This window comes from Micromonospora matsumotoense, from assembly GCF_900091525.1.
GTDB classification, from domain to species: domain Bacteria; phylum Actinomycetota; class Actinomycetes; order Mycobacteriales; family Micromonosporaceae; genus Micromonospora; species Micromonospora matsumotoensis.
Genome location: NZ_FMCU01000005.1, coordinates 339,704 through 362,313, shown reverse-complemented (window position 1 = coordinate 362,313; position 22,610 = coordinate 339,704). Strand labels below are relative to the sequence as shown.

The 22,610-nt window shown below is 71.6% G+C and carries 17 protein-coding genes; 6 read left to right on the top strand and 11 right to left on the bottom strand.

The window, feature by feature from the left end; all coding sequences use genetic code 11:
- Positions 1-163 precede the first annotated feature (163 nt).
- The 5 genes from GA0070216_RS13645 to GA0070216_RS13625 all read right to left on the bottom strand — a co-directional run bounded on the left by GA0070216_RS13645 (position 164) and on the right by GA0070216_RS13625 (position 6,547).
- A complete protein-coding gene (locus tag GA0070216_RS13645; RefSeq protein ID WP_245722477.1) occupies positions 164-1,483 on the bottom strand; it encodes a cellulose binding domain-containing protein in 1,320 nt (439 codons plus the stop codon).
- Positions 1,484-2,307: 824 nt separating this feature from the next.
- Positions 2,308-2,613 (bottom strand): helix-turn-helix domain-containing protein, encoded by a 306-nt coding sequence (locus tag GA0070216_RS13640; protein WP_091244970.1) that lies wholly within the window; start codon positions 2,611-2,613, stop codon positions 2,308-2,310.
- Between the two features lie 696 nt (positions 2,614-3,309).
- Complete coding sequence (locus GA0070216_RS13635; RefSeq protein ID WP_091244965.1) at positions 3,310-4,569, bottom strand: ABC transporter permease; 1,260 nt, start codon at positions 4,567-4,569, stop codon at positions 3,310-3,312.
- The gene (locus tag GA0070216_RS13630) at positions 4,566-5,222 is read right to left on the bottom strand and encodes an ABC transporter ATP-binding protein (protein ID WP_091245303.1); all 657 of its coding nucleotides are present in this window, start codon (positions 5,220-5,222) and stop codon (positions 4,566-4,568) included. Before GA0070216_RS13630 ends, GA0070216_RS13635 begins: the two co-directional genes overlap by 4 nt.
- A 26-nt stretch (positions 5,223-5,248) precedes the next feature.
- Positions 5,249-6,547 carry an HlyD family efflux transporter periplasmic adaptor subunit gene (locus GA0070216_RS13625; protein WP_218108196.1) on the bottom strand — a complete coding sequence of 433 codons (1,299 nt, stop codon included), beginning with the start codon at positions 6,545-6,547 and terminating at the stop codon, positions 5,249-5,251.
- Between the two features lie 519 nt (positions 6,548-7,066).
- Between GA0070216_RS13625 and GA0070216_RS13615 the strand changes: the two genes are divergently transcribed.
- Both GA0070216_RS13615 and GA0070216_RS13610 read left to right on the top strand, forming a co-directional pair.
- A complete protein-coding gene (locus GA0070216_RS13615; protein WP_091244957.1) occupies positions 7,067-7,867 on the top strand; it encodes a SigB/SigF/SigG family RNA polymerase sigma factor in 801 nt (266 codons plus the stop codon).
- A gap of 32 nt (positions 7,868-7,899) precedes the next feature.
- On the top strand, positions 7,900-8,451 hold the full coding sequence (locus tag GA0070216_RS13610; protein ID WP_091244954.1) for a hypothetical protein: 552 nt from the start codon (positions 7,900-7,902) through the stop codon (positions 8,449-8,451).
- Positions 8,452-8,508: 57 nt separating this feature from the next.
- On the opposite strand, the gene GA0070216_RS13605 is transcribed toward GA0070216_RS13610, so the two are convergent.
- Genes GA0070216_RS13605 through GA0070216_RS13595 form a run of 3 tightly spaced genes read right to left on the bottom strand, consistent with a single transcriptional unit; the run spans position 8,509 to position 10,108 of the window.
- The gene (locus GA0070216_RS13605; RefSeq protein WP_141723075.1) at positions 8,509-8,892 is read right to left on the bottom strand and encodes a hypothetical protein; all 384 of its coding nucleotides are present in this window, start codon (positions 8,890-8,892) and stop codon (positions 8,509-8,511) included.
- Entirely contained in the window at positions 8,889-9,815 is a 927-nt protein-coding gene (locus GA0070216_RS13600; protein ID WP_091244944.1) for a class I SAM-dependent methyltransferase, read from the bottom strand. The genes GA0070216_RS13605 and GA0070216_RS13600 overlap by 4 nt, the downstream gene beginning before the upstream one ends.
- Positions 9,815-10,108: a hypothetical protein gene (locus tag GA0070216_RS13595; RefSeq protein WP_141723074.1), complete on the bottom strand. Its 294-nt coding sequence runs from the start codon at positions 10,106-10,108 to the stop codon at positions 9,815-9,817. The genes GA0070216_RS13600 and GA0070216_RS13595 overlap by 1 nt, the downstream gene beginning before the upstream one ends.
- 55 nt (positions 10,109-10,163) lie before the next feature.
- Here GA0070216_RS13595 and GA0070216_RS13590 point away from each other — a divergent pair, with 55 nt between their 5' ends.
- On the top strand, positions 10,164-10,814 hold the full coding sequence (locus GA0070216_RS13590) for a TetR/AcrR family transcriptional regulator (protein WP_245722476.1): 651 nt from the start codon (positions 10,164-10,166) through the stop codon (positions 10,812-10,814).
- Between the two features lie 89 nt (positions 10,815-10,903).
- On the top strand, positions 10,904-12,151 hold the full coding sequence (locus tag GA0070216_RS13585) for a PP2C family protein-serine/threonine phosphatase (RefSeq protein WP_091244931.1): 1,248 nt from the start codon (positions 10,904-10,906) through the stop codon (positions 12,149-12,151).
- A gap of 6 nt (positions 12,152-12,157) precedes the next feature.
- On the opposite strand, the gene GA0070216_RS13580 is transcribed toward GA0070216_RS13585, so the two are convergent.
- Positions 12,158-12,505, bottom strand: coding sequence for an STAS domain-containing protein (locus GA0070216_RS13580; RefSeq protein WP_245722475.1), 348 nt, complete (start codon positions 12,503-12,505; stop codon positions 12,158-12,160).
- A 400-nt stretch (positions 12,506-12,905) separates the two neighbouring features.
- Between GA0070216_RS13580 and GA0070216_RS13575 the strand changes: the two genes are divergently transcribed.
- A complete protein-coding gene (locus GA0070216_RS13575; protein WP_245722474.1) occupies positions 12,906-15,413 on the top strand; it encodes an LVIVD repeat-containing protein in 2,508 nt (835 codons plus the stop codon).
- Positions 15,414-15,698: 285 nt separating this feature from the next.
- Here the strand turns inward: GA0070216_RS13575 and GA0070216_RS13570 are convergent, their stop codons facing one another.
- Entirely contained in the window at positions 15,699-16,370 is a 672-nt protein-coding gene (locus GA0070216_RS13570; protein WP_141723073.1) for a DUF305 domain-containing protein, read from the bottom strand.
- A 262-nt stretch (positions 16,371-16,632) separates the two neighbouring features.
- On the opposite strand from GA0070216_RS13570, the gene GA0070216_RS13565 reads away from it, so the two are divergent.
- Positions 16,633-19,635, top strand: a complete 3,003-nt coding sequence (locus tag GA0070216_RS13565) for a 3-keto-alpha-glucoside-1,2-lyase-like domain-containing protein (protein ID WP_091244926.1) — start codon at positions 16,633-16,635, stop codon at positions 19,633-19,635.
- Positions 19,636-19,704: 69 nt separating this feature from the next.
- On the opposite strand, the gene GA0070216_RS13560 is transcribed toward GA0070216_RS13565, so the two are convergent.
- Positions 19,705-22,602, bottom strand: a complete 2,898-nt coding sequence (locus GA0070216_RS13560; protein WP_141723072.1) for an AfsR/SARP family transcriptional regulator — start codon at positions 22,600-22,602, stop codon at positions 19,705-19,707.
- Positions 22,603-22,610: the final 8 nt, after the last annotated feature.

The following is a 22,610-nucleotide window of genomic DNA, read 5'->3' as shown; positions in this document are numbered from 1 at the left end:
GTCGACGCCCCCAGCGGGGCGTCTTCCGCTCCGACGACACCGGCCGCAGTCTGGGTGTGGATCAATGACGACCCGCACCGGTACGGCGGTCTGGCGCTCACCGGCGGTCTGACGGCACGAGGGCCCGGAACCTGCCGGCTCCGGGCCCTCGTACTGTCTGCGGTCAGGAGATGGCGCAGGTGATACCGCCGGGCGGCGGGGTGCCGTTGCCGGTGGCGGTGAACCCGAAGGTGGTCGAGCCGTTGGCGGCCAGGGTGCCGTTGTAGGCGGCGTTGCGAACGGTGACGTTGCCGGTGCTGCCGGTGTTGACACCGTTCCAGACGCTGCTGATCGCCTGGCCGCTGGCGAGGCTCAGGCCGACGGCCCAGCCGTTGATGGTGCCGCTGGTGGTGTTGGCCACGGTGACCTCACCCTGGAAACCGCCGGGCCAGTTGTTGATCGCCTTGTAGGTGGCGGTGCAGTTGCCGGGGCCGGTGGTGGGCGGCGGGGTGGTGGGCGGAGGCGTGGTCGGCGGGGCGGTGGTGGGCGGCGGGGTCGTCGGCGGCGCGGTGGTCGGCGGAGGCGTGGTGGGCGGCGTGGTCGACTGGAACTGACTGAAGAAGCGCCAGATCTCCCCCGAGGTCCAGGTACGGGAGTCATTGGGGCTGCCCGACCCGTCGACCGGGCTGGGGGTGTGGTCCCCGTCGAAAGCGGCCCACTGCACCGGGTAACCGGAACGGCAACCCGAGTAGGTGGTGGTGATGTGGGTGAAGGTGTTCAGGCCGGGTTCCCGCGGGCTCTGCGCCGTGCAGCCGTTGTTCCGGACGAACGTGTCACGCAGCGACCGACCCAACGAGATGTTCAGCACGCTGTCGTGGGTGCCGTGGATGCCGAAGTAGGGCACCGGCTGGGTGCCGCCGTTGCAGCCGCTCAGCTGGGCGCCGGAGAGCACGGCGACCGCGCGGACGACGGTGGGCCGGGCGCAGGCCACCGCGTAGCTCATCGCGCCGCCGTAGCTCCAGCCCAGCACGAACCGCTGGCTCGTGTCGACACACAGGTCGTTCTCGACCTGCCGGGTGATGTCGTCGAAGAGGGTCAGGTCCCGGCCGTTGGTGTTGGCCCAACCGGCGTCGATGCCCTGCGGGGCGACGAAGATCGTGCTGTTGTTCGACAGCGGCAGCAGGCCGTAGTAACCGGCCGAGGAGACGTTCTGCGCCGAGCCGTTCAACCAGTGGAAGCCGACGACCAGCCGGTACTGGCGGTTGCGGTCGTACCCGTCCGGGATCCGCAGGATGTAGCTGCGGTTCTGTCCACTGCTGGTGATGGTGCGTGTCCCGTTGGTCAGCGTGGGCGCCTTGCCGCAGCCTGCGGTCGCCGCGAGGGTGCCGTTCGTCGCGGCCTCCGCCGTGGCGGGAAGCCCGCCGTTGAGCGCGCCGCCGACGGTCGCCGCGAGGAGAACGGCCGCAGCGGCGATGGTCGGGAGTAGGTGTCTGTGTTTCACCATTGCTTGGCTCCTTGCCATGGGTCTTCTGTCCCGGTGGTGATACGCGAAGTCGAACGGGCGAGCGCCGGCTGGCCCGACGGGGCCAGCACGATGCGGAGGACGGCTCGTACCCGCCGGCTCGCCGGGGGCGAGTCGACTCGGGTGGGCGGACGCGCCCGTTCGGCGCTGGCGGCACGACGGCTCGGTGGAGCGGCCCGGATTGTTCACCGACTGGCAGGGGGTGCGGAAGGGATGCCCTCGCGCACCGCCGCCGAGTGACGGGGATGACTGGGAACGTGCCCTTCGCTCCCGGCCGAAAGATAGCAGGTTATCGATAATATGCTCAACCGGTCACGCTCAAGAGCGGCCGGAGCGGCCCCACTGGCGCACCGTCGCCGGGCCCACGCCGGGCGGAGGTCCGACCCGGCACGCCCAGGCTCCGGCGCGCGGGGGAAGGCCGGCCTCCGCGCGTGCCGCCACGCCGTTCCCCCTGCCCAGACGGCTCTTCCGCAGGTCGGGTGACGCTCCGGCGTCGCCGGGCGAGGCGTCGGCCAAGCCGGCCACGAGCGGGGTCCGCCGCCGCCCAGCCAGGACCCGACGGCACCCGGGGCCGACAGATCTCCTCGAAACTATCGGTCGAGCTAATCGCAACTTTCCGGAAAGCTGGCCCCATCGATGAATGTGGCCACTAACACACGAGGCGCCCAGGGCGATCGACCGGGGGACACCGCTGGTAGCCACCACCATGCCTGCCGCGGCGGCTGGACCACCCCGCAAGCTCCACACCGAACACCTCCCCGGACCGGACGCCCGCCGGCCGCGACCCGGGGCGGCGGGCTCAGCGATCAACTCGGCCGCTGGTCCTGCTGGTTGCGCCGGAGGGCTTCTTCGAGCTGGTCTTCGAGAATGATGATCCGGCAGGCGGCTTCCAGGGGGGTGCCCTGGTCGACCAGTTCCCGGGCGCGCACGGCGAGGCGCAGCTGGTAACGGGAGTAGCGGCGGTGGCCGCCGGCGGACCGGACCGGGGTGATCAGCTTCGCCTCGTCGAGGCGACGCAGGAAGTCCTGTGAGGCGCCGGTCATCTCCGCGGCGCGGCCCATCGTGTAGGCGGGGTAGTCCTCGTCATCGAACATGTCGTCGGGTTGGGCCATCCACACACCTCTCCGTGACGAGGGCCCCGGCGCTTTCGCGCCGGGGCCCGGGGTTTACGGGTTAAAACACCATCTACCGACAGGTACGTCGGATTGTCGTATCCGCACCTGCCGCCATCGGCGGACCGGGGTGCGAGGATCGCATAAGCGTGACCGGAGACCACCTCTCGTTCGATGGAAACTGCGGTGTCCGGCTCCAGAACCACACTGCTTCCTGGAGGCGGGCGATCCAACGGTGTTCGGGCCCTCCCTTTCCTCTGCTTCATCTTTCGGGTACTGGTCGTGCTGCCCGCCGGTGCCGGAGCCCCACGCGACTTCATGGCCCCGCCCACGTACGACGGACTGTCCTACCGGGTAAGCCCCGAACCAGCCTCGGCCTACCCGTCTGCCCCGACCTGGAATGACGTCAGGGTCTTCACATGCCAATTCACTCTTGTCGTGCTTCGCGCGATGGCCAACGCTGCCACCGCTGTGCCGAGCGGGCCGCGACACGGGTCCCAGCCCTGGGTAAAGCTCGGTCACTTCGTCGGCGTCCTCGACGATCTCTGCTGTCAACGGAAAGAACGTTAGCCGACGCCAGAAAGAATGTCTAGCGCTTCGCGCGTAGATTTCCTCGGTCACCGGATGCATATCTTCGGTCACCCCACGCACCGGCACCCGGGTGGCACCGGACCCGACACCGGTCCCCCGCCGCGGTCAGACGCTGGCGAGCGCTTCGGTCGGCGACAGTGCGGCGGCGCGCAGCGATGGATAGACACCGGCCACCACGCCCACCACCACGGCACCGCCCAGCCCGGCCAGCGTCGACGACAGCGGGATCACCACCGGCCAGTGGTGGTACATGGCGTAACCGACGGTGACGGCCACTGCGAGCAGCGTCCCGGCGATCCCACCCAGCATCGCCAAGGCCACCGACTCGGTGAGGAACTGGCCCCGGATCTGGCCCCGGTTGGCCCCGAGCGCCCGACGCAGGCCGATCTCGGCCCGCCGTTCCAGCACCGAGATGACCATGGTGTTGGCCACCCCGACCCCGCCGACCAGCAACGCCACCGCGGCGAGGGCGAGAAACAGCGACGAGAAGGCGTTCTCCGTGGCACGCTTCGCAGCCAGCGCGTCCGACGGCCGGCTGACCAGCACGTCGGCGGGCCGCTCGGGGCTCACCGTCTCGGGCAGCACCGCCCGGACCTGCTCCACCGCCGGCTCCAGCGACCGGACGTAGAGCACCGTGGGGTGCCCGTCGAAGCCGAGTTCGGACTGCGCTGCCGGCCAGCCGACCAGCACGGACCGGTCGATCTCCGGCAGCAGCGGGACACCGGCCAGGATGCCGACGACGGTGAACCACCGGTCGCCGATCATCACCTGCTGGCCGGGGCCGCCTCCGGTGGACACGTCGACGACTCCCAGCCGGGTCGCGGCCACCGCGCCGAGCACCACGGTGGGAAACCGGGCGGTCGCCGGGGTGAGCCAGCTTCCGTACTGGACCCGGGCGTTGATGATCGGGAGCAGGTCGAGCTGGCTGGCCAGCACCGTCAGGCCGGAGCCGTCCCCGGGGTCGGCGCGGTCGGAGCGGCGTACCAGGGCGTGGGTGTTGGCCACCGCGCTGACGCCCGTCACCGGGCCGACCCGCCGTACCATGCCGGTCGACTCCTTCGGCAGCAGCGCCGGCGGGTCCTGGTCGGGCAGCGCTCTGGCCTCCAGCATGTTCGTGCCGAGCGCGGACAGCTCCCGCATCAGCTGGGCCTGGCTGGAGGCGGGGATGCCGGTGACCACGATCATCGTGGCGATCCCGATGGCGATGCCGAGCGCGGACAGCGCGGCCCGGGTCCGCCGGGTACGGATGCCGAGCAGCCCCAGACCGAGCAGGTCGGCCACGGCCAGCCGGACCGGCCGGGCGGCTTCGCGGGCGGTACGGGGGTGCGGCGTCTGCCGCGTACCCGTGCTGGTGGGTGTGGTCATCGGGCTGTCACCACCCGGCCGGAGTCGGCGACCAGCTGGCCGTCGCGCAGTTCGACCCGGCGGGGCAGGCGGGCGGCGATGTCCCGGTCGTGGGTGATGACGGCGATGGTGGTGCCCTCTGCGTGCAGCCGGTACAGCAGGTCCAGGACGGCCTGGCCGGTGCGGGTGTCCAGGGCGCCGGTGGGTTCGTCGGCGAGCAGCAGCGCAGGCTGGTGGACCAGCGCACGGGCGATCGCCACCCGCTGCCGTTCCCCGCCGGAGAGCTGGTGCGGCAGGTGGGTGACGCGGTGCGCCAGACCGACCCGGTCGAGCGCCGCGAGGGCCAACGACCGGCGGTGCCGGCGGGCCACCCCGGCATAGAGCAGCCCGGTGGCGACGTTCTCGGCCGCGCTCAGCCCTCCGGTGAGATGGAACTGCTGGAAGACGAAGCCCAGCCAGCGCCCGCGCAACGCGGACAACTGCCGGTCGGAGAGCCCGGCGACGTCGAGCCCGCCCAGGTGCACCGTGCCGGAGGTCGGCCGGTCCAGGGTGCCCATGATGTGCAGCAGGGTCGACTTGCCGGAACCCGACGGGCCGACGATGGCCAGCATCTCCCCCTCGGCGATGTCGAGCGAGACGCCCGCGAGGGCGGTGACCCCGCCGGGATAGCGCATGGCGGCGTCCCGTACGGCCAGCACGGTCACGAGGTGGTCACCACCTTCAGGTCCTCGGTGACACCGTCGCCGGTGACCTCGACCATCCCCTTGGCGAACATGCCGGTGGTGACGGCGACGAACCGGCCGCCATCGGCCAGTTGCAGGGCGTACCCGCCCTCGCTGAGCGCCACCAGCGCGCCCACCGGGACGGCGAGGACGTCCGGTCGGGTCTCGCCGACCAGGTCGACCTGGACGTCGGCCGCGTCGATCCCGGCCAGGTCGTCATCCACGGTCACCGTGACCGCGCGCGTGGGCTCGCCGGTCGGGCCCGCGTCGTCGTCCTGCGTGACGGTGGTGCCGATCGCCGAGATCGTGCCGTCGACCGTCTTGTCGCCCGGCAGGGTCACCGTCACCTGGTCGCCCCGGCGGATCGTGCCTGCCTCGGCCGCCTTGGCCAGGACGGTTATCACCTTCGTGGTCGGCGTGACGGTCACCAGCGGCGTCTCGGCGGCGTCGCCCCGCAGTGCGGTGACGGCGTCGACCCGGACCGCGCCGGGCAGCACGGCGACGTCGCCGACGCCGATCCGGCCGGTCACCGGCAACTCGGCGTCCTGCTGCCAACGCCTGATGGCCCGCATCAGCGACCCGGTCAGCACCCCGTCACCCTTGCGGACGACGACCCGGGTCGAGGTGGCGGCCGTGCCGCCCGCGGCCGGCGTGGGCGCCGCCGCGCCCTGCCCGGACGCCGCCTGCCCCGCCCCTGCCCGTTCCTGCCCCGAGGCGGCCTCCCCCTGCCCGGAGGCCGCCTCCCCCTGCCCGGGGGCCGGTGCGGTGGGACCCGCCTTCGCCGGCCGGGTGACCTTCTCCCCCGGCGCGGGCTGGCGGCCGATCTCGTAACCCAACGCCTTGAGGTTGGTGGCGACGATCCGCACGTCGCGGCCCACCGTGCCGGGCTCCGCCAGATCGCGGTACAGCGGCATGCCGCCGTAGAACAGGGGCACCGGCTGGTCGTCGACCCGGTAGAGCTGCTTGCCCCGGCTGATCGTCGCCCCCGCCGACGGCAGCCAGGTGACGGTCCCGCTCCGACCGCCCTTCACCGGTTCGGCCCGGCCGTAACCGAGGGTGCCGGTCAACGACACGGTGGTGGCGAGGTCGGTCCGGACGACGGCCACCGTCTCCACCGTGACCGGCGGGGCGGCGGCGGAGGTGGACGGGCCACGGTGGACCGACCAGGCGATGCCGGCCCCGATGGCCGACATCGCCAGGATCAGCACCGCCGGGACGATCGCGCGTCGGCTGAAGCGGCGCGGTGGACTCTGCGCTGGTAGCTGTTCTGCTGGCACACCGGGAGCATGGCGACGGTTCTTCAGGAACCTGTCAGGACCGCGGAACCAACGGCAGTTCCCGGGTCGCCTCGTTGCAGAGTCCGGAGCCGGGGTCGAGCGGCCCGGCGGGCTCCCCCGACGACCAGCGTCCGCTGATCCCCCTCGACGCGACCAACGACGAGATCGAGGCCCTGCGGAAGGTCTGGGGTGAGTGCGTGGCCAAGGAGGGCGGCCCCGGATACGAGGACGGCCGAGTTCGGCATCACCGAGGTCGGTCCGAACGGTGACTTCCAGTCACCCAAGATGACCGCGTGCCGGCGAGAGGCGTTCAGCCGGTGACCGGAATCGGCCGTTCGGCTGGTAATTCATCGATCATTCGGGTAACATTCGGTCCACTACATGGACGACATGACGCGGCGTCAGGCCCGTGATCGTGGCTTTGCGACAGCGCGCAGCCCGTCCGCGTGCTTCCGGCGTCAGCCGATGCGGAGAAGTCTCCGGTCGCTCCGATCAGCGGGCACGTGCGGAAGGCCCAGCATGCTCACCACGTCCGAACCGACCGCCGGCATCCACGTCGACCAGCACCTCGCCGCCAGCGCCGACGATCTCGTGGCCGCGATGGCCGCGATGCCGGCCGACGACCCGCGCCGCCCGGCCCTGCGGGCCCGCGCCATCGAGGCGTGGCTGCCGCTCGCCCGTCACCTGGCCCGCCGCTATGCGGGGCGCGGTGTGCACGACGACGATCTGACCCAGACCGCGGCGGTCGGGCTGATCAAGGCGGTCGACCACTTCGACCCGGAGCGGGGCGTCGCCTTCACCGGGTACGCCATCCCGACCGTCGTCGGCGAGATCAAGCGGTACTTCCGGGACCGCACCTGGTCGGTGCGGGTCCCCCGCCGGCTCCAGGAGCTACGCCTGTCGATCAGCGAGGCGAACAGCACGCTCACCCACACCCTGGGGCGCTCGCCGACCGTCGCCGACATCGCGGCCGACCTCGATGTGTCGGAGGAGACCGTCCTGGAAGGGCTGGAGGGGGCCCGCGCCTACCAGGCCACCTCGCTGTCCACCCCCGTCGGCACCGACAGCGGCATGGAACTCGCCGACACCCTCGGCGTCGAGGACCACGAACTCGAACTGGTCGAGATCCACGTCGCCCTCGGCCCCGCCCTCGCCACCCTGCCGGAACGCGAACGCCGGATCCTGACCCTGCGCTTCTACGGCAACCTGACCCAGGTGGAGATCGCCGACCGGATCGGTATATCCCAGATGCACGTCTCCCGGCTCCTCACCCGGGCGCTGGCCGCCCTCCGTGGCCAGCTCGTCGCCGACCGGGGGTGAGTACGGCGGTCGACCATGGGTACTCCGCACCCATGGCGCGGTACACGAAGCCCGAGCTGCGGGAGCAACTCAAGGACGAGATCAGGGCCGGTGACCGGGGTGGTCGGCCGGGGCAGTGGTCGGCGCGCAAGTCGCAGCTGTTGACCCGGGAGTACCAGAAGCGCGGCGGCGGCTACCAGGGCCCACGGGACGACCGGCAGCAGTCCCTGCGGCGCTGGGGCGACCAGAAGTGGCGGACCAGGCAGGGCACCACCCGGGCCCGGCACGACGGCGAGACCGACCGGTACCTGCCCGACCGGGCCTGGAAGCAGCTCTCCCCGCAGCAGCAACGCGCCACCGACGCCAGAAAGCGCAAGGCGTCGACGTCCGGCCGGCAGTACGTCGCCAACACCGGGCCGGCCCGACGCGCCCGGCGTGGCGTCACGTCGGCCGGGTCCCTCACCAAGCTGACCGTCGCCGAGGCGACCCGGCACGTCCGCGACCTCGACACCGCACAACTCAGGGCCGCGCTGCGCGCCGAACGCCGGGGCAAGGGACGCAAGACGCTCATCCGACGGCTGGAGTCGACACTCGACCGTCGCTGACCCCCGAGCGGGACATCGCGGGGGCACGAGATGCGCGGTGAGCCGGCATCGGACGACTTACAGCCGGTCGAAGCTCTCCATGCCGGCAAGGTCGAGCAACTCGGTCCGGACCGTCGGGCACTCCTGCCCGGTCTGGTCGTCGATCTGGCGGCCACTCGGCACCGCGCCCTGCTTCTCGTACCAGGAATAGAGGTTCACGGTGAGGTTGGCCATCGCGCCGGTCTCGGACCCGATCCCCCGCAGTGTCGGCAACTGCCCCTCCAGGTAGGCGCACACCTCCTTCGCCGACACCGGCGTCGAGTCGCCGGCCGCGGCGGAACCCGCCGCGCTGGACGCGGCGTCGGGTGGCGCGGCGGCGTCGGGTGGCGCGGCGGCGTCGGCGCACGCGGACAGGGTGAGCACGAGACAGAGGGTCGACACGAGCGTACGCACGGTTCTCATCGGTTCTTCGTCCTGTCAGGGGATGGGTGGGACGGGTCGCCCGCAGCGGACGGCTCGTCGGCCGCCCCGGCGGTCGCGGTGACGAGCCAGAGGCCGGCGGGCAGCCGGTAGCCGACGTCGGGTTCCCGGAACCGGTCGAGCAACCGGGCCGCTCCCGCGCGCGCCGCGGCCTGCCCGGCGGGCGGGGCCGCCCGGTACGCGGCACCGGCCGGGCCGATCTCGACGAGCCACTCGGCCACCGCCTCGGCGTCGTCGGGTGCCTGCATGACCACGTCACACGGCGTGGTCGTGACGGCGGTCCAGCCCGCAGCGGTGAGGATCCGGATGAGCCGCACCGGGTCGGCGAAGGCGAACGGACCGGGTTCGGCTCCCACCGGTAGCGGTGGCAGCGTTCCGAGGTGCGGTGCCGCGCCGAGCATCGCGGCGAACAGCCACGGGTTGACGGTGCCGTCGCGGAACACGGTCGCGGCCAGTCGGCCTGCCGGGCGCATCGACCGCCGGATCGCGGTGCAGCCGGCGACCGGGTCCGCCAGCAGCATCAGGGCCATTCGCGAGTACGCGGCGTCGAACGGCGCTCCCGGCATGGCATCAAGGGTGTCGATGTCCGCCGCGTGGAACCGGATTCCGGGGTACCGGTCCGGGGGGAATCGTCGCCGGGCGGCGGCCACCATCGCCTCGGCGATGTCGACGCCGACCGCCGCGCCGACCGCGCCCACGGCCGAGGCGAGTTCGGCCGTGCTGCCGCCGCAACCGCAGCCCACGTCGAGCACGCGTTCGGCGGGCCGCACGGCCAGGCGATCCATGGCCGCCGCACCCAACGGTCGACCGATCCCGTCCTGCCAGTCGGCGTGCCGGATCCAGCCGGCCGCCGCCCCTGCCCAGAAGGTGGCGCCTCGGGACCGCAGGGCGGCGGCGTCGGCCATCAGAACGGCATCTCGGTGCCGTCGACGCTCACCGCGCGGAAGCCGGCCGCCTTCGTCGGGTCGAAGCCGTCCTCCTGCGCCGCCAGGCCCGCCGCCCGGACCAGCCGTTCGGACTGGAACCGGCGGAACGCGGCCTCGTCCTGCCAGATGTTGATGATGCGCCAGCCGTCCTCGACCGGGCCGGCGACGTGGGCGACGAGCCCCGGCGGCCGGTCCGGTCCGAGGTGCCGTTCCACCTGGCGGTACTCCGCCTCGCTGACGCCGGGCATCTCCTGCAACACACCGAACGGCATGGCCACCACTTTCGATAGAGTCAACATCTATCGAATAGAGCACTACACTGGTGGCGTGGTTGTCAAGAGACGCTATGACTCCTCCCGGCGGAAGGAACAATCCCGACAGACCCGAGGGGCGATCCTCGAAGCGGCCGGTCGACTGTTCGTCGACCCCGGCTACGCGGCCACCCCGCTGACCGCCGTCGCCGCAACGGCCGGCGTCGCGGTCCAGACGGTGTACGCGCTGTTCGGCAGCAAGCGCCAACTGCTCTCCGACCTGGTCGACGTCACCCTGGCCGGCGACGACGAACCGGTGGCCCTGCCGGACCGGCCCTTCGTCGCCGAGATCCGGGCGCTCGCCGACCCCCGCGCCAAGCTCGTCCGCTACGCCCGCCACCTGGTCGAGGTGAACGCCCGACAGGCCCAGGTGATGCTCGCGCTGGCCGGGGCGGCCACCGCCGACCAGGACGCCGCCGAGATCTGGCGCAAGAACGTCGACGAGCGCCGCCGGGGCATGGCCATGTTCGCCGCGGAACTCGTCGGCACCGGAGCCCTCCGCCCCGACCTGGACGTCGACCAGGTCGCGGACATCCTCTGGCTGGCGCAGGACGTCCGCAACTTCGACTGGCTCGTCCGGCAACGGGGCTGGTCACCGGAGCAATACCAGCGGTGGTACGTGGACACGGTCGGTGGGGCCGTCATCCCCCGACCCCCGCCGGGTTGACCGACAGCGTGACCGGTCCTGCCGGGGTGCCCGCTGACCCACTGTCGACTCGTGAGGCGGACGGCACCGGGAGTGCCTATGCTCGACGGGTGGAGGACAGCGAGCAGATCGTGCTGGCCGAGATGCTGCAGTCTGCCGAGGACGCCGCGCCGGTCGAGGCCGTCGAGGCGGTCACCGGGGCCATCGCCTCCGCGTTGAACGCGCTCGGCGTCTCGCTGCTGATCGCCGATCTCAGCGGCCGGGCCCTGGTCCGGTTGACCCACCAATCGGGCACCGGCGGGCCGGGCCGCCTCCAGGACGAGGAGACGGCCGAGGTGCTGCCCTTCGACGGCGGGCCCTACGAACAGGCGGTACGCCACCAGGTCCCCCAGGTGCTGCCCGGGAACGGCCGGTGGCGGCTGCTCGCACCCGTCACCGAACGCGGCGAGGTCATCGGCCTGCTGGAGATCGACCTGCCCGACGAGCCGGACGCCGAGGTGATCGCCCGGGTCGCCCGGACCGCACACGCGTTGGCGTTCGTGATAATCGCCAACCGGCGGCACACCGACCTGTTCGAGTGGGGGCAGCGCAGCACCCCGTTCACCCTCTCGGCCGAGATCCAACGCCGTCTGCTGCCCGCCTCGTTCACCTGCGAGTCCGGCGCGTTCACCCTCTCCGGTTGGCTGGAGCCGGCCGCGAGCGTCGGCGGGGACACCTTCGACTACAGCGTGGCCCGGGACGTGCTGCACGTCAGCGTCACCGACGCGATGGGCCACGGGGTCGCCAGCGCGCTGACCGCCACCCTGGGGGTGGGCAGCCTGCGCAACACCCGCCGCCGGGGGATGCGCCTGACCGCACAGGCCGACGAGGCCAATCGCGCCATCGCCCAGCACGCCAACGTCCGTGGCGCCTACGTGACGGCGGTGCTGGGTCGGATCGACCTGCCCACCGGGCACTGCGAACTGCTCAACGCCGGGCACGTCCCGCCGATCCTGGTCCGCGACGGCCGGGCCACGGCACTGGAACTGCCCGGCAACTTTCCGCTGGGCATGTTCCCCGAGGCGGGCTTCCGCAGCGGGGAGATCGCCCTGCGGCCCGGTGACCGGCTGGTCGTGGTCACCGACGGGATGCGCGAACGCAACGCCGCCGACCTCGACCTGCCGGCCGCCCTGCTCGACATCACGCACCTGCACCCCCGCGAGGCGGTCCGGGCGCTGTCGGACGCGGTGCTGGCCACCGCCGGTCCGGCCCTGGCCGACGACGCGACCATGCTGATCATCGACTGGTACGACGGTCACGGGCCGCGCCGCAGCACCGCCGGCGCGGACACCCGCCGGGCCAGCGTCCCGCCCGGCTGAGGACGGTCACGACACCCGGGCCGCCGCCTCGGCGTCCCGCGCCGTGTCGAAGATGCCGATGACCTGATCGACCGAGGTGATCGACAACACCGTGCGGACCGACCGGCGGACCCCGGCCAGGCCGAGCCAGCCGTCGCGGTCCTGCAGGTCCCGGTAGGCGACCACGAGCGCGCCGAGGCCGCTGGAGTCCATGAACCCGACGCCGCTCAGGTCGACCACCACGACCCGGGCACCGCCCTCCGCCACCTCGCGTAACCGCTCCCGCAACCGGGGGGTGGTGCTCATGTCCAGGTCGCCGGCGACTTCGACCACCGTACCGGCACCCTCCTGGCGGGTCGACATCGTGAATTCCACGCGAACCCCCTTCGTCAAGGCGTACCGGACATCCGATGACGCAGTACGTCGTACCCACGGTGCCAGAAACCGAACGCGAGCGCTCGGGGACGTCCGCCGGGCGGACGGCCCGGGCGTGGCGGGCGGACGACCGGGCGGCGACTCGACGACTGGCGCAAGGACCGGGCCGGCGGCTCCTACGACTGTCGTGACCTGCGCCGTCGGCCCGAGGGCGATTGCGCACGCCTTGCCGCGCAAACATGTACATAACTCACATGAGCGTCTTGACCACCGACTGATCATCGGTACGGTCCTTACTCACGCGGCGCGTTTCTCCCTATAGGACGTCGCGGCTGGCCCTTCGATCGGAAGGCGATACATGACCACTCCCTCAACCCCCAGGGCACGCCGGGGTCGACGATTGCTCGGCCTGACAGCCGCAGGGCTGCTCCTGGTCGGCGTGATCCCCGGCACGGCGTCGGCGGCGGAGCCCGACCCGCGCGTCGGCCTCGGCGCGGGCTGGCTCGACGCACAGTCCGCGATCAGCAACCTCGAACAGGTGGCGCACCGCGACAAGCCGGCCGGATTCGTCGATCCGACCAACCCGGGCAACGGCGGGTACTACAACTCGGACCTCGCCTTCGGCGGCCGGTACGCCTTCCAGGGCAACTACAACGGGTTCACCATCACCGACGTCGCCAATCCGGCCGAGCCCACCCTGGTCACCAGCGTGGTGTGCCCCGGTGGGCAGGGTGACATCTCCGTCCAGGGCAACCTGCTCTTCATGTCGGTCGAGGAGACCCGGGGGCGGGTCGACTGCGGCACGAACCCCAACGTCGGCACCCGGTTCCAGGGCGTGCGGGTCTTCGACATCAGCGACGTGCGCAACCCGGTGCAGGTCGCGGGGGTGCAACTCTGCCGTGGCTCGCACACCCACACGGTGGTGACCGACCCCCGGGACGCCGACAACATCTACATCTACGTCTCCGGTACGGCATCCGTGCGCCCGGCGACCACGATGGAGGGTTGCAACAACAACGCCGCCGACGGGGAGAACCCGTCGCGGTGGCGGATCGACGTCATCAAGGTGCCGGTGGCCGCCCCCCAGAACGCCGCCGTGGTCAACCAGCCGAGGCTGTTCCAGGACCCGAACACGGGCCGGGTCGACGGCCTCCAGAACGGCCCGGTGACGCCCCGGCACCCGTCCGGGTCGACCTGGTCGCCCACGCCGAACACCAACGCCTGCCACGACATCACCGCCTATCCGGAGATCGGCTTGGCGGCCGGCGCGTGCCAGGGCAACGGCATCCTGATCGACATCTCGGACCCGGCGAACCCGAAGCGGATCGACGAGGTGGCCGACCCGAACTTCGCGTACTGGCACTCGGCGACGTTCAACAACGACGGCACCAAGGTGATCTTCACCGACGAGTGGGGTGGCGGCGGCGGGGCCCGTTGCCGCGACACCGACCAGCCGCAGTGGGGCGCCAACGCCATCTTCGACATCGTCGACCGGAAGATGACCTTCGCCAGCTACTACAAGCTGCCGGTGCCCCAGTCGCTCCAGGAGAACTGCGTCGCGCACAACGGCTCGCTGATCCCGGTGCCGGGTCGCGACATCATGATGCAGGCCTGGTACCAGGGCGGCATCTCGGTGTTCGACTTCACCGACTCGGCGCACCCGCGGGAGATCGCGTTCTTCGACCGGGGCCCGGTCAACGCGAACTCGCTCGTGCTGGGTGGCTACTGGTCGGCGTACTGGTACAACGGCAACCTCTACGGCAACGAGATCGCCCGCGGTTTCGACGTGTTCAAGCTGACCCCCAGCGCGCACCTGTCGGCGGCCGAGATCGAGGCCGCCGGCCAGGTGAAGCTGGCCGGGTTCAACGCCCAGGGCCAGCCGAAGATCAGCTGGACGCCGAGCTTCGCGCTCGTCCGCGCCTACCACGACCAACTGGTCCGGGCCGACGCGATCGACCAGTCGTTGAGCGCGGAGGTCGACACGGTCCTGAGCCGGGCCGGGGAGCTCGCCGCCGACGGCAAGCGGTTCGCCGCCGAGGCGCAGCTGCGGACGCTGGCCGACAAGCTCGACGCCGCACCGCACGGGACGCTCCGACAGGCCGTGGTGGACCTCGCGGACACCTTCAACCCCCGGGTCGCCGCGACGGTGGGCCCGGCCGAGCCGACCGGCAGCAACGGCTGGTACACCGGTGACGTCACGCTCACCCTCACCGGCCTGATCGCCGGCATGTGGACCGGCCAGTACTCCGTCGACGACGGTGTCACCTGGGTGGACGTGCCGGCCAGCGGCGCCGCGACGATCAGCGCCGACGTCAGGGGCCCGGTGCGCTACCGGGCCGTCGACGGTGCCGGCAACACCTCGCGGCAGGGCAGCCAGTGGCTCAAGATCGACCGGACCGCGCCCGCCGTGCAGGTGTCCGGGCTCACCGACGGCACGTCGTACGGTGACTCCGGCGCGGTGACGGTGGACTGGACGATCACCGACACCGGCTCCGGGCCCGGCATCAACCCCGACAGCGCGCTGCTGGACGGCAAGCGGGTGGCCCGGGGGGCGACGGTCGCCCTGTCCAGCCTCCCGCTGGGCAGCCACACCCTCGTGGTGACCGCGAAGGACAAGGCGGGTAACACCACCACCCGGTCCGTCACCTTCACCACCACGGCGTCCTTCGCCGACCTCCAGGCTCTCGTCGACGGCTACCGGTCCGCCGGCACCGTCAGCGCGGGCAACGCCGACAAGCTGACCACCAGCCTCGGCAAGGCCGGCGCGGCGGCCTCCGCCGGCCAGCCGGCGGAGGCGGTCACCCACCTGACCACCTTCCTCGACCAGGCCCGTGCCCTCAACGCCGTCGGCGCGCGCAACCTGCTGGTCCGCGACGCCCAGGCGCTGATCGACCAGCTCGACAGGTAACCCGCCCGGTCCGGCCGGACCGACGGGTTGCGCAGAACCGGGGCCTGCCCAGCAATGCTGGGCAGGCCCCGGCCTTCTCATGCACGAGCGGACGTCGCCCCTGGAGGCGGGCCCCGGCCCATGCGGGCCAGGCCGTTCTACGCGGGCCAGGCCGGGGGCGCAGCCCGGTCTGCGCGGGGGCGCGGGCCGGCCTGCACGGGGGCGGGCCGGCCTGCGCGGGGGCGGGCCGGCCTGCGCGGGCCAGGCCGGGGCCGCAGCCGGGCCTGCGCGGGACTGGGCGGTGGCTCAGCCGAGCTTGGCCAGCATCTGCTGCATGCGCTGGATCTCGATGCCCTGGTCGGCGTTCACCTCGCGGGCGAACTGGTCGCTCGCCGGCTCCAGCCCGCCGCCGCCCGCGTACAACTGCTCCACCATGGTCAGTGCGCCCTGGTGGTGGCGGATCATCGCGGTGAGGAAGAGCCGGTCGAACTCCGTACCGCGCGCCTGCTTGAGCTGGTCGAGTTGCGCGGCGGTGAGCATCCCCGGCATGAGCGCGTCGTGCCCCGCGCCGCCGTGCGGGCCGGCGGTCGGCACGTTCCGCTCCGCGAGCCAGCTCCGCATCCGGGCGATCTCGTCGCCCTGCGACACCTCGATCCGCTTGGCGAGCAGCGTCACGTCGGGGCTGGTGGTGCGCCCGGCCAGCAGCGCGGTCATCGCCAGGGCCTGGGTGTGGTGCGGGATCATCCCCTGGATGAACAGGCTGTCGGCGGCGGTGAACCCGGGCGGCGAGACCTGCGCCAGGTCGGTGCTGGACAGTTGCCGGCCCGGCTGGCCGGGCGCTCCCGGCTGCACCACGTGCGACGTCGGCGGTTGGTAGCCCGGGTCGTCCCGACCCGCCCAGAGGATCGCGCCCGCCGCCGTGCCCAGGACGACAGTGGCGACCACACCGGAAACGACCATGCGACGGGGCAGCGGCACGATTCACCTACCAGTCCGGGCTTGAGCTGCGCAGAGTCCATGGGCATAGTGCCTCAACTCCGGCACCCCCACCAGCCCACGAGCCGGTGGAATCAGGCCACCCGGAGCCACTTTTGCTCTTTCATCGAAAAGTTTCCCCGAATCGATCCAAAGTGCTAGCGTCTGCGATCAATCTTTGGTGTGACGAGTTCCATACCGACCCGCCATCGGGAGAAAGTGGCGCGGTCCCTCCCCGGCCGGGCCCACCACCACTGGAGGAACCATGACCACCCCGCACCGGCGTCGCTGGCGTCGCAGACCCGCGCTCGTGGCCGCCGGCACCGCCCTGGCGACCGTCCTCGCCACCGTCCCCGTCACCCCCGCCACCGCCGCGCCCGCCGCCGACCTCCCGCCGCAGGAACCCGGCGTCACCCTGCGCTCGTACGACATGGGCACCCCGCTGTCCGCGCTGTGCACCCTCAAGGCCGCGCAGACACCGAACGTCGACAAGCTGATGCCGCAGGTCAACTGGACCAGCACGGACGACTTCGGGCTCGCCGACCGGTTCATCAGCCACGTCACCGCCAACCTCGCCGCACCAGTCGACGGCACCTACGCCTTCCGCCTGACCAGTGACGACGGCTCCCGACTGTCCATCGGCGACACGGTCGTCGTCGACCACGACGGGTTGCACGGCGAAACCGCCAAGGAGGGGTCGGCCACCCTCACCGCCGGCCTGCACCCGTTGCGGATCGCGCACTTCGACGACGGCGGCGGGCAGGTGCTGCGGCTCGAATGGCGGCCACCGGGCGCCGCCGACTTCATTCTCGTCCCGAACTCCGCGTTGAGCACCGACGCCGGGGTGGTCCGGGTCACCGCGCCGGGCTGGAAGTACTGCGAGGGGGCCACCGACTCGGCCGGCGACGGCCTGCCACTCGACCGGGTGCACCCCGGCTACACCCTCACCGACCTGCGCCCCGACGGATTCCGGCCCCAGGTCACCGGGATGGCGTTCCGCCCCGACGGGGACCTGGTCATGAGCACCTGGGGTGGCACCGACAACGCGACCGGCGAGATCTACCTGGTCGAGGGCGCGACCGGTGCGACCGGCCCCGACCGGGTGACCTACCGCCGGTTCGCCGACGGGCTGCGCGAGCCGCAGGGCGTCGCGGTGGTCGACGACACCGTCTACGTCAGCCAGAAGCACGAGTTGACCGCGCTGCGGGACACCGACGGCGACGGCGTCGCCGACGACCGTCGTACGGTCGCCACCTGGCCCTGGGGCGGCAACTTCCACGAGTTCGCCTTCGGCCTGCTCCACCGGGACGGGTTCTTCCACCTCAACCTGTCGGTCGCGATCAACCAGGGCGGCGCCACCACCGTGCCGCAGCCCGCCCCCCACCGGGGCACCTCGATCAAGGTGAACGCCCGGACCGGCGAGATCACGTACGTCGCCGGTGGCCTGCGCACCCCGAACGGGATCGGCTGGGGGCCGCGCGGCGAGGTCCTCGTCACCGACAACCAGGGTGGCTGGCTGCCCGCGTCCAAGCTGGTCCAGATCCAGCAGGGGGCGTTCTTCAACCACTACACCAGCCCCGACGGGCCGTTCGACGACAAGCCGGTGACCCGGCCGATCGTCTGGCTGCCGCAGAACGAGGTCGGCAACTCACCGTCCACTCCGGTGCTGCTCGCGCAGGGCCCGTACGCCGGGCAGCTCGTCGTCGGTGACGTCACCTACGGCGGCCTGCAACGGGTGTACCTCGACGAGGTCGAGGGGCAGTACCAGGGGGCGGTGTTCCGGCACACGCAGGGCCTGGAGGCCGGCGTCAACGAGGTCGCCCTCGGCCCCGACGGCGCGGTCTACGTCGGCGGCGTGGGTGCCGGCGGCAACTGGGGCCAGGAGGGCAAGCTCAGCTACGGCCTGCAGAAGCTCACCCCCAACGGCACCTCGACGTTCGAGGTCAAGCAGATGCGGGCCACCGCCAACGGGTTCGACCTGGAGTACACCGAGCCGATCTCGGCCGAGACCGCCGGGCGGCTCGCCGAGGCGTACCAGGTGACGCAGTGGCGCTACGGGGCGACCAGCCAGTACGGCGGTCCCAAGCTCGACCTGGAGAAGCTCACCGTGACCCGGGCGGTGCTGGCGGCCAACGGTCGTACCGTCCGGCTGCGCATCCCGGGCCTGAAGGAGAACCGGGTGGTGCACGTCCGCTCCCCGCGCCCGTTCTCCGCCGCCGACGGCGAGCAACTGTGGAACACCGAGGCCTGGTACACGCTCAACGAGATCCCCGGCCGGGTGACCCAGCCGCAGACCTTCTTCGAGGCCGAGGAGGGTCGTACCGTCGGCGTCGGGATGGCCACCGACCACGCCGCCTACTCCGGTGCCGGCTTCGCCGCCGGATTCGCCGACGACGGCTCGTCGACCCGGATCTCCGTCGACGTGCCCGAGGCCGGCAACCACGACCTGGCGATGCGCTTCAGCAACGGCCCCAACCCGTTCTCCGGCCCCAAGCAGCTCAGCCTGTACGTCAACGGCAAGCGGATCGGGCAGACCGTCTTCCCGTCCACCGTCACCTGGGAGGAGTGGAGCACCGTCACCACCAGGGCGCACCTGCGGCGGGGCCGCAACATCGTCGAATACCGTAAGGAGAGCGCGGACTCCGGGCACGTGAACCTCGACGTGCTCGCCGTCCGGCCGCGCGGGGAACGGATCACCCTGTTCGACGGCGGCGACCTCACCGAGTGGCAGCACACCGACGGGCGCGAGCCGGAGTGGACACTCGCCGGCAACACCATGACCGTACGCGGCGGCGACCTGCGCACCGTGCAGGCGTTCGGCGACTTCCGGCTGCACGTGGAGTTCAACCTGCCGCTCTACCCGCCGGAGGTGACCGGGCAGCAGCGCGCCAACAGCGGGGTCTACCTCCAGGACCGTTACGAGATCCAGGTGCTGGACTCGTTCGGCGTCGACCCGCCGCAGAACAACGACTCCGCCGCCATCTACACCCAGAAGGCGCCCGACGTGAACGCGGCCCGACCGCCCCAGACCTGGCAGACGTACGACATCGAGTACCGGCAGGCCCGCTACGACGCGGCCGGCACCAAGGTGGCGAACCCCCGGGTCACCGTGGTGTGGAACGGCGTCACCGTGCACGACGACGTGGAGATCCTGGGACCGACCGGCGGCAGCCGGCCGGAGGGTCCGGCGGCCGGCGCGATCCGGCTCCAGGACCATGGCAACCCGGTCCAGTACCGCAAGATCTGGATCAAGCCGCTCGACGGGTGACCCCGCAGGAGACGCGGCCGGGACCGTTTCGGCGGCCCCGGCCGCGCCGCGTCGCAGGCACGGCTCGTCCTACCGCCCCCGGTGATCGTGGTACGCGGAGAGTCGGTCCCGAAGGGTCTGCCGCTGCGGATCGTTGGTGTCGTCAAGAATGTCGAGGGCCTCCCGACCCCGGCTGGCGGCACTCTCGTGGTCGCCTGTCGCGCTGAGAGCTTCCGCCAGGACAGCGAGGGCCCGCGCCGTACGCACCGGGTCAGCCAGCTCGTCACCGACGGCCCGAGCGAGGGTCGCTTCGGCCAACGCCTCGTGGTGCCGGCCCCGGCGCAGCTGGGCCTCGGCCGAGATGGTGAGGGCGTCACAGCGGATGCTCTCGTCGGTGACCCGGTTGTGCAGATCGAGAGCCATCCGGGTCTGTGCCAGCGCGGTCTCGGGTTGACCGGTGTCCAGCCCCAGCCCGGCGAGCCCGACGTGGTTGAGGCTCTGCCCCCGCAGTGAGCCGATCCGGTCACAGATGGCAAGAGCCTGCTGATAGAGACGGCGGGCCTGCTCGTAGTGCCCGAGCTGACGGTAGGCATCGCCGAGGTGGTACAGGGTTCTTGCTTCACCGGTCGCGTTCCTGGCCGCCCGGCAGTCGGTCAGGACCTGGCGGAAGGTCTCGATGGCGGTGCTGGTCGCGCCGGACCGCAGCTGAACCGAGGCGAGGTTGTGCCGGCAGACCATCTGCAACTCGGTGAAGCCCTTCTCACGGGCGAGTTGCAGCGCCTGCGCGAACAGGGCCCCGGCACGCTGGTGGTCGTGGCGGGTGAAGTAGGTGGTACCGAGGTTGGCGAGCGTCCCCAACCGGCCCAGGTCGTGCCCCTCGACGGTCGCGGCTTCGAGGGCGATCTCCAGCATCTCCCGCATGTCCTCCTGGCTGCCGGACCGGTCGAAGACCTCGTGGACCGTGTCGACGATCTGCCAGGCGTGCCGGTGGAAGCCCTCCGCGGCGGCGCTCCGGACCAGGGCGAGCAGGTTGGTCCGCTCCGCTTCACACCACCGCAGGGCGGCACCGTCGGAGGTGAAGGTCATCGGGGTCACCCCGCCGGGCTCGGGCAGGTCGGGGACGGGTGACCGGTCCGGTTCCAGCCGGCTGACGGCCTGGAAAGCCGTGAGCAGGTACCACTCCCACAGCCGGTGCAACGCCGCCCGCCGCTGTTCGGCCGGCTCGTCCACCCGGGCCCGGTCGGCGGCATACTTGCGCAACAGGTCGTGCATCCGATACCGGCGGACGGTGTCGTGGTTGACCAGGTGCGCCCGGGCCAGTCGGTCGAGGGCACGCTCAGCCTCGGCGGCGTCCACCGATAGCATCGCCGCCGCCGCCTCGACGCCGATGGTGCTGCTCGGGCAGAGGCCGAGGAGGAGGAAAAGTCTCGCGGGCAGCGGGGCGAGCGCGTTGACCGACCAGGCGAAGACCGTCCGCAGGGTCATCTCGTCGGTCTCGTCACCCTCGATGTCGAGCAGCCGGTTCGCCAGTTCGTCGGCCAGGTCGCTCAGTCGCGCCTCGGGCCGGGAGCCGACGTGCTCACCGATGACCCGTAACGCGAGCGGCAGCCCGCCCGACAGCCGGGCCAGCGTCTCCAACGCCGCAGGCTCCGCGTCGGCGCGCTCGGGCCCGATGATCCGGCTGAGCATCCGGTGGCGTTCCGGACCCGACAACGGTGTGACGGTGAGGCTCCGGATGCCGTGTCGGACGCCGAGGCCGCGAAGCCGGATACGGCTGGTCACGATCGTGAGGCTGGTATCGGAGCGGGGAAGGAGCTGCTGCGCCTGGTCGGAGTCGACGACGTTGTCCAGCACCACGAGCATCCGCCGCCCCGCCATCAGCCGGTGGTAGAGAGCGACGCGTCGGTCCGGGTCGTCGGGTACCCGGTCGGCCGGAACACCGAGGGCGACCAGAAAGCGGCGCAGCGCCTCCTGCGGACGTACCGGCGACACCGGGCCGTGCGCCTCCGCGTTGAGGCACAGCTGCCCCTCGGGAAACCAGCTCTGCCGGCGGTGTCCCCAGTGTCCGGCAAGGGTCGTCTTGCCCACCCCGGGCATCCCGGTCAGCACGACCACCTTTGCCTTACCACCGTCGGCAGCGAGGGCGTCCAACTCGTCCAGCAGCCCGGTGTTCCCGGTGTAGTCGGGCACGTCGTTCGGCAACTGCCGGGGCACCGGCACCGCCGCCCCGTCCACAGCGGCAAGGTGGTTTCTGGCCGGCGCACCGGGCAGGAGATCCGCGACGTCCAGCACAGGGTCAGTGCGCATCGTCCGGCGATAGCGGCGACGGTAGGCCATCAGAAAGTCGTGCGCATCGTAGGTACGACCGGCCGCGTTCAGGGCGGTGGCCCACAATCGGGCCAGGCCCTCGTCGAGCGGGTTCTCGATCAGCATCGGCTCCAGTCGGGTCAACACGCGGTTGTGTTGCCCGGTGGACAACTCGCTCTCCGCCAAGAGCTTCGCTGCCCTGAATTGCTTCTCCCGCATATCCCGCCGAAGGTGTTCGCACCGCGCGCCACGCAGGTCGGCAAGGGGGTCGTCCCGCCACAACTCGATCGCTCTGCTGAGCAGGGCGACACACCGATCATGTTGATCCCGACCAATTGCCTGCTGCGCCTCGGCGGTCAATCGCAGGAAGCGGTGGTAGTCAACCAACTCCGGATCAACGGTCAGCCGATAGGCGCCGGTTCCGGGCACCCGTACCAGGGCGTCCTGTAGGCCGACGGTTCGCAGGACCGCCCGCAACCGACTGGCCAGCGTGTAGAGCAGCGGGCGGCGGGCGTCGACACCGGAGCCCTGCCATAGAAATTCCACGATCGTCTCGATCCGTACCGGATCTCCGGCGTGATAGAGAAGGATGGCGAGCAGGCCGCGTTGCTTCGCCGCACCCAGCGGGATCGACCGCCCCTCGACTGTGAGTTCGGTAGGACCCAGAATCGAGAACTCCATCAGCACCG

What these genes read in the sequence shown, in the direction of transcription:
- GA0070216_RS13605 (WP_141723075.1), bottom strand. Translation starts at nt 8,892, where the DNA reads ATGAGAACCGTGCGTACGCTCGTGTCGACCCTCTGTCTCGTGCTCACC.
- GA0070216_RS13640 (WP_091244970.1), bottom strand. Translation starts at nt 2,613, where the DNA reads ATGGCCCAACCCGACGACATGTTCGATGACGAGGACTACCCCGCCTAC.
- GA0070216_RS13635 (WP_091244965.1), bottom strand. Translation starts at nt 4,569, where the DNA reads ATGACCACACCCACCAGCACGGGTACGCGGCAGACGCCGCACCCCCGT.
- GA0070216_RS13615 (WP_091244957.1), top strand. Translation starts at nt 7,067, where the DNA reads ATGCTCACCACGTCCGAACCGACCGCCGGCATCCACGTCGACCAGCAC.
- GA0070216_RS13560 (WP_141723072.1), bottom strand. Translation starts at nt 22,602, where the DNA reads ATGGAGTTCTCGATTCTGGGTCCTACCGAACTCACAGTCGAGGGGCGG.
- GA0070216_RS13600 (WP_091244944.1), bottom strand. Translation starts at nt 9,815, where the DNA reads ATGGCCGACGCCGCCGCCCTGCGGTCCCGAGGCGCCACCTTCTGGGCA.
- GA0070216_RS13630 (WP_091245303.1), bottom strand. Translation starts at nt 5,222, where the DNA reads ATGCGCTATCCCGGCGGGGTCACCGCCCTCGCGGGCGTCTCGCTCGAC.
- GA0070216_RS13565 (WP_091244926.1), top strand. Translation starts at nt 16,633, where the DNA reads ATGACCACCCCGCACCGGCGTCGCTGGCGTCGCAGACCCGCGCTCGTG.
- GA0070216_RS13610 (WP_091244954.1), top strand. Translation starts at nt 7,900, where the DNA reads ATGGCGCGGTACACGAAGCCCGAGCTGCGGGAGCAACTCAAGGACGAG.
- GA0070216_RS13595 (WP_141723074.1), bottom strand. Translation starts at nt 10,108, where the DNA reads ATGCCGTTCGGTGTGTTGCAGGAGATGCCCGGCGTCAGCGAGGCGGAG.
- GA0070216_RS13645 (WP_245722477.1), bottom strand. Translation starts at nt 1,483, where the DNA reads ATGGTGAAACACAGACACCTACTCCCGACCATCGCCGCTGCGGCCGTT.